Here is a 10,216-nt window from a genome sequence, read left to right as displayed (position 1 = left end):
GCCACCGGCTCGCAGGCCGCCGGGGCCGCCCCAGAACATCCGGACCGGCTCACGCCCGTCGCGCGCCCCGCCGAAGGCGAGGTCGTCGCGGCCGTCGCCGTTGAAGTCGCCGGCGACCGCCGAGCCCCTGTCGCCCTTGAACGTCCGGGTGCGGCCGTCGCCGTAGTAGACGGTCAGCGTCCTGTCGACGTCGGGCGCCTCCGTCTCGGTGCCGGGCTCGTCGTTGCGGCTGCCGTCGTCGCCGACCACCAGGTCCCTGGCGCCGTCGCCGTCGAAGTCGCCGAACGTGGCCGCCATGCCCTTGCCCAGCCTGCGCCCCGTCTTCGCCAGGCCGTCCGGACCGCCGTTCAGCAGCCACCCCGAGGTCTGCTCCCCGTCGTCGCCCTCGAACACGACCAGCCCGGTCGCGTGCCGCCCGTCGATCTCGTCGACGGTCATCCGCCAGAAGTCGCTGCCCGTGGGCGAGGGCTGGACGGTCCGGCGGCTCGGCACGCCCGCGCGGCTGAACGGGCCGTACATCACGACCAGGTTGGAGCCGCCTTGGTTGTCGTCGGCGGACATCGCCACGTCGGCGGCGCCGTCCCCGTCGAAGTCGCCGGCGACGGACCGGAACGTCGCCGTGGTGGTCTGGACGGGCGGCGGCACCGGGGTCGGGAGCGTTCCGGTGTCGATGCCGTCCGGGCCGCCCCAGAAGATGTGCGGGCCCATCGTCTCGTCGCGATCGCCTGGCCGCCCGTAGCCCAGGATGTCGCCGAAGCCGTCTCCGTCGAGGTCGGCTCGGATGCCCGGGTCGATCTGCCAGGCGTAGAACGTCCGCGACGACACGATCGCCGGCCTGCCGGTGCGCAGCCCCCGGGGCGAGCCGTAGACGACCGCGAGGAAGCGCAGGCCCGGTCGGAGCAGCTCGGCGTAGACGAGCAGGTCCGCACGGCCGTCGCCGTTGACGTCGTCGGGTCGCCCGCCGGCCTTGGCCGAACGCCGCGCGGGGGTCGGCGCTGGGGTCGGGGTGGCGGTCGGCATCGGAGCCGGGGTGGACGCCGACGGCGGCTGACCGGCGGGGCTGGGCGCAGGCCGGACGCCGCCGCATCCGGCGAGCAGGAGGACCAACGCCGGCCAGATCATCACCCTTCGCGGCACAGGCACCGAGCTTAGTGCGCGACCCCGCCGAGCGCCGAGTTTCCGCCACCGCTTTCCGTCCCCCGCTTTCCGCCACCCGCGCCCGCGCCGCCGGGCCTTCTCGCGGCGTCGCAGGGTGCGTCAGATCCGCTGCAGGGCCTTCTCGCGGCGGGCCGCGACGCTGGAGCCCGACTCCCCGCGGGCCATCCTGCGCAGCAGGAACGGGGCCGCGACCAGGCCGAGCACGGCCCAGGCCACGAGCACTCCGGCCGTCTCCACGGGCCGCCAGGACGCGCCGATCTCGACGGCGACCGCGGCGTCCGGGAGCAGGGCCGAGCGCATGCCGAGCCCGAGCCAGTAGACCGGGAACGCCTGGGCGATCCACTGCACCCACTCCGGCAGCGCCGTGATCGGGTAGAAGATGCCGGAGATCGCGATCAGGCCCAGCACGGGGAGCTGGATCAGCCCCTGGCTGCGGGCGCTGACGAACACCGAGCCCAGCACCGCCCCCAGCGGCAGCGTCGCCACCAGCCCCAGCACGAGCACCCAGAGCACCGTCAGCCAGGCGCCCGCGTCGCCGAACGCCAGGCCGGGCACCAGGAACATGCCGGGCACCAGGAAGATCGCGAGGTCGGCGACCAGCCCGCCGGCGACGAGGATGATCTTCCCGAGCAGGTAGCCGGTCATCCCGTGCGGCGTGGCCTTGGCGCGCAGCAGGGTGCCGTCCTCGCGGTCGGCGGTGAGGTGCTGGCTCATGCTCACCATGGACATCCCGGCGTTCATGCCGAGGATGCTCGGCAGGGCCAGGGCTCCGAGGGAGAGCCCGCTCTGCCCGAAGGACACGTTCCGCAGGAAGTACGTGGTGATCAGCATCAGCACGGGCCAGAGGAAGTGGCCGAACAGGTCGGCGCCGTTCGTGAACGACTGCCGCAGCTCGATCAGGCCGCGGGACCAACCGGCCCGCCAGGCCGTCGCGGTCGGGCTCATCGGGTTGCCTCCTCCGCCTGCCGGACGAGGGAGAGGTAGGTGTCCTCCAGCGAGGCGCGGCGCACCTCGAGGTCCTCGATCTCCTCGCCGTGCTGCTTGAACAGGTCGAACACCAGCCGGGTCGACTCGGTGGCCGATCGGGCGAAGCGCTGTCCGTCGCGGGTCCAGCGCACCTCGTCCTGGCCGGCGATCTGCTGGGCGAGCTGCGCGACCGTGCCGTCCGCGACGATGCGGCCCCCGTCGAGCACCATGATGCGGTCGGCGAGCTTCTCGGCCTCGGTCAGGTCGTGAGTGGTGAGCAGGATCGTGGTGTCGCCCTCGGCGGCCAGCTCCAGGACCAGCTCGTGGAAGGCGCGCCGGGCCACCGGGTCGAGCCCGGCGGTGGGCTCGTCGAGGAAGACCAGCTCGGGGCGGCCCACGAGGCCGACGGCCACGTCGAACCTGCGCCGCTGGCCGCCGGAGAGCGTCCTGATCTTGTGTTCCGCCTGCTCGGTCAGCCCGACCGCCGCGATGAGCCGGTCGGCCCGCCACGGCCGGGCGACGGTCTCGGTGGCGTACGCGGCGTAGTAGCGGCCGAGGTGCTCGAGCAGCTCGCGTACCCGCCATTTGCCGTGGTCGCGCCAGGACTGCAGGACGACCCCGACCCGCGCCCGCCAGTCCTCGCCGCCGCGGGCCGGATCGGTGCCCAGCACCTCGACCCGGCCGGCCGACCGCATGCGGAAGCCTTCGAGGATCTCGATCGTGGTGGTCTTGCCCGCGCCGTTCGGGCCGAGCAGGCACACCACCTCGCCGCGGCGTGCCCGGAAGGTCACGTCGTGCAGGACGTCGGCGGGGCCGTAACGCATCCGCAGGCCCTCGACGTCCAGCACGACTTCGCTCGTCGTCATGGATCTCGCCTCTCGTGGGAGCACGCCTCGGCGTGGCGCCCGGAGAGCCCGGCCGCGCAAGCAACCCTAGTTGACTAATTCCAAATTAGTCAACGCGGGTTGCTTGGCGCGGCCGTGCGAGGTCACTTCAGGCCGTACGCCCGCTGGACGGTCTGCTCGACGGTGTTGCCCTCGGCGTCCGTCGCCCGGGCCCGCAGGCCCACGGCGCCCGTGGTGGCCGCCAGCGCGGGAGGTGTGACGGTGGCCTGGCCGGAGGCCGAGACGCGGACCGGCGTCCAGTGGGCGCCGTCGTCGAACGTGACCGAGAGCTTCACGTCCCTGACCTTCGCGTCCGGGGTGCCGTAGGACCCGTGGTAGCCGGTGACGGTGATCCGGTGCGGCGTGCCCGCCTTGAGGCGGTTGTCCAGGTCGAGGGGCACGTCGTAGCGGAGGTTGAGCCGGCGGACCGGCTCGCACGGCGCCAGCTTGCCCGTGGCGAACCAGGCCAGGCAGAGCCCGTCGTCCGTGGTCTGCATCCCGCCGGTGGGCCGCTTCGACCGGAACGTCCAGGCGGTCTCGACGTCCTTGGCGTACAGCTGGGACGGGTTCGGGGTGTGGAACTTGTCGGTGAGCCGGTAGGCGGCCTCCGTCTCCGGGAGGGTGAAGGTCGGCACGATGATCGCGAAGATGGCGATCACGACCGTCGCCTCGACGAGCGGGACCTCGCGCCCGTCGCGGTACAGGCGCAGCTCGTCCTTGCCGCCGTGCTTGTCACCCTGGAAGTTGGCGTTGTACGCGAACGCCTCCTGGTGGTTCGGCACCGGGCCCATGATCGGCAGGGCCGACAGGAAGGTGTCCTTCGTCCGGCAGGGGAAGCACTGGGCGGTCCCGGAGCGGAGCACCGCGTCGGAGACGACGACGTTGCCCGGCACGCGGGGCTGGATCCCCCATGGCTCGGTCCGCGTGCCCGCGGTGGCGAAGATGTCCACCGCGGTCGCCGACAGCGCGCGCTTGTTGTAGAAGTCGCCGCCCTCGTCGTAGTTCATCGTGTTCGTGCGGGTCCAGACGACGTCCGGCGAGACGGGCCCGACGTACTCCGTGAAGGTCGTCTGCGCCCGCACGGTGTGCTCCATGGACCACGTGTTCGCGAACCTGGCAGGCCGCACCATCCCCGCCGACGTGCTCAGCTCGACCGCGCCGGGCCGGTCGGCGTGGAAGCGGTCCTCGATGCGCTGCAGGTCGCCCGTCCTGACCGAGTAGGAGAGGTCGGCGGGGACGCGGCCCTGCTCGGGCAGCATCAGCGAGTACAGGTACGGCGTGGTCGCGACGCCCTCCGCCGTGACGGTCACCGGCCGCCGCCCGGCCAGGGCTGCCAGGGCCCTCCCCTGCTCGGCGGTCAGGCTCATGGTCGGGATCGGGTACGTGGGCCAGCTGCCCGCCGGGTCGAGGAAGGCCCGGTTGACGGCCCCGTACCCGAGGACTCCCACGGCCCCCGCCTGCTGGGCGGCCTTGACCCGGTCCAGGGCGTTGCCCGTGCAGGCCACGGCCGGGCAGAGGTCCTCCAGGTTGAGCAGGACGAGCTTGCCGCGCACGTCCAGACCGCCGAAGTCGGTGCCCTTGCCGGCGTAGGCCAGCGAGAGCCTGCTGCGCCCGTCGAGCTTGGGCGTCTGCGGCGCCACGTCCTGGTAGCGGGGGGTGATGCGGGGGCCGCCGGGCACCGACATGGCGATGGCGGGGGCGCCGAGCTGGTAGCGGCCGTTGAGGGTGAACGTGCCCTGGGTGACCTTGCGGGTGGGCAGCATCACGTAGTTGTCCAGCCCGTACTGCGGGTAAAGGGACTGCACGTCGACGTAGCCGACGCCGTTGGCCGCGGTGCGCCGGTAGGCGTACTGCGAGAGGCGGGTCTCCGACTCGCGCGGCGTCCGCACGGACACCTTGCGCGCCTTGCGCAGGTCGAGCGTGACCGTGGTGTCCTTGGTGATCTCGATCTGCGGGTCGGACGGAAGCGACTGGACCCATTCGCCGTCCGCGCCGCGCCAGGCCAGCGCGGTGAGCACGGTGTAGGTGCCGGGGTAGACCTGGGCCTCGGTCTCGGTGCCCGAGGCGGGGGTGTAGGCGTACTGGAGGTCGTCGCGGTCGTCGGTGCGCATGAACATCCACGGGTTCTCCATGGCGGCGCTCGCGCCGTCGGGCAGCACCACCCGGGCCCGGACGGTGACCTTCTTCGGCTCGACGAACGCGCCCACGGCCGTGTTCACCTGGACCTGGCCGTTCTCGCCTGAGGCGCGGACGGAGCCCTCGTACCAGGTGCCGGGGCCGGCGGGGTCGAACGTGACCGAGACCGGCGCGGTGCCGTGCGCGGGGACGGTGACCGTGTCGCGGTCGACGGTGAGCGTGCGCGCGGGCACGTCGCCGCCCCGGTGCGCCTTGACGCCCGTGCTCAGCGTGAGGGTGACCGGCTGGTCGCCGTCGTTGGTGTAGGTGAGGGTCTTGGTGACCGGGCCGTTCTGGGGCGAGGGCAGGAAGCCGAAGTCGATGCCGCCGGAGCCGCGCACCTGCTGCTTGACGGCTCGGGCGACGTCCACGCGGCCGGCGCCCTGCTCGTAGGCGTCCTGGCCGTCGCCGTGGGCGGAGCTGGTGAGCGCGGCCTTGAGCTGGGTGTTCGTCCAGTCGGGGTGCTGCTGGGCGAGCAGCGCGGCGGCGCCCGCGACGTGCGGGGTGGCCATCGAGGTGCCGGACACGGTGGTGTAGCCGTCCTCGGCGGGCTCGCCCATGGACGTGCCGGCCGCGCGGGCCGCGACGATGTCCACGCCGGGGGCGCTGATGTCGGGCTTGAGGCTGTAGTCGATCGCGGTGGGACCCCGGCTGGAGAAGGACGCCAGCTTGTCCTCGCGGTCCACGGCGGCGACCGTGAGCGCCGAGGCCGCGGTGCCCGGGGCGCCGACCTGGCGGCTCTTGCCGTCGTTGCCCGCGGCGACCACGAACAGCGCCCCCGAATCGGCGGACAGCTTGTTCAGGGCCTGGTCGAGCGGGTTGTCCGGGCCGGGGCAGCAGCCGCCGAGGCTCATGCTGACCACGCGGGCCTTCTGGTCGACCGCCCACTGCATGCCCGCGATGATGTCGGATGACAGGCCGCTGCCGTAGTTGTTGAGCACCTTGCCGACCAGCAGCGAAGCCTCGGGGGCGACGCCCCGGTACTTGGCGCCGTTGCCCGCGATGATGGAGGCGACGTGCGTGCCGTGGCCGTGGCCGTCCTGGGCGGTCTTCTCCGAGCTGAAGTTCTCGGCCGCGGCGATGCGGCCGGCGAGGTCGGGGTGGGTGGCGTCGATGCCGGTGTCGAGCACGGCCACCTTGACGCCCGCGCCCTTGAGCCCGGCCGCCCACGCCTCGGGCGCGCCGATCTGCTTGACGCTCCTGTCGAGCGAGACCTGGACCTTGCGGTCGAGCCAGATCTTCTCGGACGCGGCCCTCGCCGTGCTGACCCCGGACCAGAACTGCCCGGCGGCCTTCTTGTCCACCTTCACGGCGGCGGCGTCGATGCTGGCCAGGGTGCGGGCCCCGGCGATGCGCTGCTGCGCCCCGTGCTGGACGATCAGGGGCAGGGTGGGGCTCTCCGCGTCGGAGTAGCCGTTGGCCGCCAGGTAGGCGACGTCGAACAGACCCCTGTCCAGGCGTCCCGCCGACACCAGGCCCATCACGTCCGTGGGGTAGACGTAGTACGCGGCGGGCTCGCGTACCGACATGAAGAACACCGGGGCGCCGTCCGGGCGCCGGGCCGGCTGGATCTGGGCCTGCGGGCTGCCGTCCGGGGCGGTACTGTAGGTGACCACGTCCCCGGTGATCAATGTGATCTTCTTCGCGGACTCCCCCGACGCGCCGACGACCGGCGGCGGCACGGAGGGAGCGGGAGGTGGGGTCGGGGCGGCCATCCCGGTGGAAAGCAGCACCCCCAACGCGACAAGCGACCGGCCGATCATGCGTCTCCTCAGAGATCATCGTGTCCCCGGGAACCATGACAGATCGCAGTAAAGCCGCGAAAGACGATTGTGAGTCCTCTTCCCGCCATGTGCGGAAATAGGACATGCTGTGATCGTGCTGGAGATCATCGGGCTCTCGTACGCCGAGCAGGCACTGTACGAGGCACTGGTGGAGCGCTCCCCCGCCGCGCTCGCCGAGCTGGGGCACGTCGCCTCCACGGCCGCCAGGCTGGAGCAGCTGGGGCTGATCACCCGGCTCCCGGAGGACCCGCCGCGCTACGTGGCGGTCTCTCCCGAGATGGGGCTGGACGCGCTGATCCGGGCGCGCACCCGGGAGCTGGCCGCGGCCCGCCACCGCGCCGCCCAGCTCGCCGCGCGCTTCCACCGCTCGGTGCCGGACGGGGACTCCGCCGACCTGGTCGAGGTGGTGATCGGCAAGGACGCGGTGGGCCGGTGGTTCCGGCGGCTCCAGGAGAGCGCGCGGCGGCGGATCAGCGTCTTCGACGCGCCGCCGTACGCGACGCCCATGGGCGGCAACGCGGTGGAGTTCGAGCTGCTGGAGCGAGGGGTCGAGTACCGGGCGCTGTACGACCGGCGGGCCATGGAGGTGCCGGGCACCCTCTCGCTCATCACCCGCTACGTCGCGGCCGGCGAGCAGGCCAGGGTCGGCGACGTGCCCGTCAAGCTCGCGCTGAACGACCTCCCCATGGCGATCATGCCGCTCCGCCACGACCAGCACGTGGTGGAGTCCGCGCTGGTGGTGCACGACTCGACGCTGCTGGACGCGTTGTCGGCGTTGTTCGAGATGTACTGGGAGCGGGCCGTGCCGCTGCAGGTCAGGCACGGGCGGCTGGCCGAGGCGACCGGCCCCGCCGACGCGCAGCGGGACCTGTTGCCGCTGCTCACCGCGGGGCTGACGGACGCGGCCATCGCCGCCCACCTCGGCTGGAGCGACCGGACGGTACGCCGCCACGTGCGCGCGATGATGGTCCGGCTCGACGCGCGCACCCGCTTCCAGGCGGGCTACCAGGCGGTCGTACGCGGCTGGCTGGACGGGGACGCGCTATGACCGCCGCCGGGCCCGGCATGGACGGGGACGGGCCGTGACCGCCCTCGGGCTCGGCATGGTCGGGGACGGGCCGTGACCTCGCTGGGCGCGATCGGGCTCGGGCCCGATGAGGAGGCGCTGTACGAGGTGCTGCTGGACCGCTCCCCCGCCACCCTCGCCGAGCTGGCCGCCGCCTGGCCGCGCGCCGACCTGCAGCCGCTGCTCGCGTCGCTGGAGGCCAAGGGCCTGCTCAACACCTCCCCGGGGCCTCCGCCCGCCTACGCCGCCGTCGCCCCGGAGATGGCGCTCGACGTCCTCCTGCTCGCCGCCGAACGCGACCTGCTGCGGGTCCGCGAACGTGCCCGCGAGCTCGAGGAGGTCTTCCAGGAGCGCGCCCGCGAGCGTACGCCGCCGGTGGTCGTCGAGGTGGTCACCGGGCGGCGGGCGGTCGAGCAGCGGCACGCCCAGATCCAGCGCGCCGCCAGGCAGCAGCTCCGGTGCCTGTCCAGGCGGCCGTACTTCGACCCGCTGGGCAGCGTGGCCGCGCAGCGGGAGCTGCTGGAGCGCGGGATCACCAGCCGCATGATCTACGAGCGGGACTTCGTGGCGGCCGAGGGCGCGTTACGGCAGATCGAGGAGATGGTCGGGGCGGGCCAGCAGGCGCGGGTGCTGCCCGAGCTGCCGATGAAGCTGTACGTGGTGGACGACCGGCTGGCGCTGCTCCTGCTCAGGCACGAACCGGCGGACGCGGTGGCGGCGCTCGTCATCCATCCGTCGGGGCTGCTGGAGGCACTGATCAGGCTCTTCGAGGGGTTGTGGCAGCGGGCGCTGCCGCTCGGGCTGGCGCCGTCCGTCCGCAACCCGCCGCCCAGGGACTCCCGGGACGACGCGCGGCTGATCGCGCTCCTGCTGTCGGGGCTCACGGACGAGGCCATCGCCCGCCAGCTCGGGGTCGGCCACCGGACGGCGGAGCGCCGGATCGCCGAGCTGATGTCCCGGCTCGGCGCCCGCACCCGCTTCCAGGCCGGCGTCCAGGCCGCCCTCTCCCAACCACCCCCACCACCGTCCCCCTGACGGCGGGAGAGCCACTCCCCCACCGACCGGGGTGCGGTCCTTGGGGGAGGAGGAACCCGTGTGGGCCGCGGCCTCGGGCCTTCGGGGCGAGGATGCGAGCGCGCCACACCGGCGGGCGGGGGCCCTCCCCCACCGACCGGTTACGGTCCTTCGGGGAGAGGGAGGACCGGGGCGCGCTCAACGCCAGCACCACCGCTCCATCCAAGGGACCCCGCCCCTTACGGCGGGAAACCACTCCCCCACTGACCAGGGTGGAGGAGCAGGAGGCGGCTTGGGTGGCCGGGGGAGGGGGTGCGGGCGCGCGCCTCCCCCGAGGGACGGCGGTCTCCGACGGCGGGAAGGCCCCTCGAATGCGCCGACCGGGGTGTGGTTTTTCGGGGAAAACATGGATGTGGCCGGATCGCGAGCCCGCGATCCGGCCACAGCTCAGAGGGTCAGCTTCCGCAGTGTTCGAAGGGGCTCTCGTACGTGCTCGCCCCTGCCTTGCCGCCCCACTTGACGCACTTGTCGGCGGCGGCGGCCCGGACGGGTCCGGCGTAGTACTCGAAGTTGCCGGTGTCGGTGGCCCGGGCCTTGCCCTCGACCTCCAGGAAGGCCGTGGTGGCGGTGGCCGTGCCCAGCGAGGTCTTCTTGATGGTGGCCACGCAGTTGTTCCCGTTGTCCGCGTTGTACAGCAGGTAGACGGTGCCCGCCGTGCCCAGCGCGCTCGAGTCGATCACCTTGTAGCCGGTGCCGCACACCGACTCCGGCGTGTGCGGGTTGGTGCCCCCGCCGCCGCCACCGGTGACGTACTGCATGTACTTGGTCCAGTCCCAGTACTGGCCCGGGTCGGTGTGGTCGGCCTCCGGGACCTCGTTGTGGCCCACGATGTGGGTGCGGTCCTTGGGGATGCCGTACCGGTCGGCGATGTTGCGGGTCAGCGCCGCCGACGCGCGGTACATCGTGTCGGTGAACCACGTCGCGTTGTCGACCCAGCCCTCGTGCTCGATGCCGACCGAACGCCGGTTGTAGGTGCCGGCGTGGAAGGCCCGGTCCTTCTCCCTGACCGTCTGCGTGATGGCGCCGTCGGAGGAGCGGACGACGTAGTGGGCCGAGGTCGGGTTCGGCCGGGGCCCGGTCTGGAACCAGGAGATCGTGCCGGCGTAGCT

Annotated in this window: 7 protein-coding genes; 2 read left to right on the top strand and 5 right to left on the bottom strand. The window is 72.9% G+C overall.

The annotated features are described in order from the left end of the window. The 4 genes from ACWDX9_RS53775 to ACWDX9_RS53760 all read right to left on the bottom strand — a co-directional run. On the bottom strand, nt 1-1,020 hold a 1,020-nt coding region (locus tag ACWDX9_RS53775), incomplete at its 3' end, for an FG-GAP repeat domain-containing protein (protein WP_449969963.1). Nucleotides 1,021-1,257: 237 nt separating this feature from the next. Next, entirely contained in the window at nt 1,258-2,103 is an 846-nt protein-coding gene (locus ACWDX9_RS53770; RefSeq protein WP_449969961.1) for an ABC transporter permease, read from the bottom strand. Continuing rightward, a complete protein-coding gene (locus ACWDX9_RS53765) occupies nt 2,100-2,990 on the bottom strand; it encodes an ABC transporter ATP-binding protein (RefSeq protein ID WP_449969959.1) in 891 nt (296 codons plus the stop codon). The genes ACWDX9_RS53770 and ACWDX9_RS53765 overlap by 4 nt, the downstream gene beginning before the upstream one ends. A gap of 122 nt (nt 2,991-3,112) precedes the next feature. Next, nucleotides 3,113-6,946 (bottom strand): S8 family serine peptidase, encoded by a 3,834-nt coding sequence (locus ACWDX9_RS53760; protein WP_449969956.1) that lies wholly within the window; start codon nt 6,944-6,946, stop codon nt 3,113-3,115. A gap of 115 nt (nt 6,947-7,061) precedes the next feature. Here ACWDX9_RS53760 and ACWDX9_RS53755 point away from each other — a divergent pair, with 115 nt between their 5' ends. Together ACWDX9_RS53755 and ACWDX9_RS53750 are read left to right on the top strand one after the other, a co-directional pair. Next, nucleotides 7,062-8,015 carry a LuxR C-terminal-related transcriptional regulator gene (locus ACWDX9_RS53755; RefSeq protein ID WP_449969953.1) on the top strand — a complete coding sequence of 318 codons (954 nt, stop codon included), beginning with the start codon at nt 7,062-7,064 and terminating at the stop codon, nt 8,013-8,015. A gap of 72 nt (nt 8,016-8,087) precedes the next feature. Beyond that, nucleotides 8,088-9,068, top strand: a complete 981-nt coding sequence (locus ACWDX9_RS53750; RefSeq protein WP_350742859.1) for a helix-turn-helix domain-containing protein — start codon at nt 8,088-8,090, stop codon at nt 9,066-9,068. Between the two features lie 434 nt (nt 9,069-9,502). Here ACWDX9_RS53750 and ACWDX9_RS53745 read toward each other — a convergent pair. Further along, a partial coding sequence (locus ACWDX9_RS53745) for an N-acetylmuramoyl-L-alanine amidase (protein ID WP_449969951.1) occupies nt 9,503-10,216 on the bottom strand: 714 nt, incomplete at its 5' end.

This window comes from Nonomuraea sp. NPDC003201, assembly GCF_053590415.1.
The sequence above is the reverse complement of the archived record's forward strand: the minus strand, read 5'-3'. Positions and strand labels throughout refer to the sequence as shown.

What these genes read in the sequence shown, in the direction of transcription:
- ACWDX9_RS53765 (WP_449969959.1), bottom strand. Translation starts at nt 2,990, where the DNA reads ATGACGACGAGCGAAGTCGTGCTGGACGTCGAGGGCCTGCGGATGCGT.
- ACWDX9_RS53760 (WP_449969956.1), bottom strand. Translation starts at nt 6,946, where the DNA reads ATGATCGGCCGGTCGCTTGTCGCGTTGGGGGTGCTGCTTTCCACCGGG.
- ACWDX9_RS53770 (WP_449969961.1), bottom strand. Translation starts at nt 2,103, where the DNA reads ATGAGCCCGACCGCGACGGCCTGGCGGGCCGGTTGGTCCCGCGGCCTG.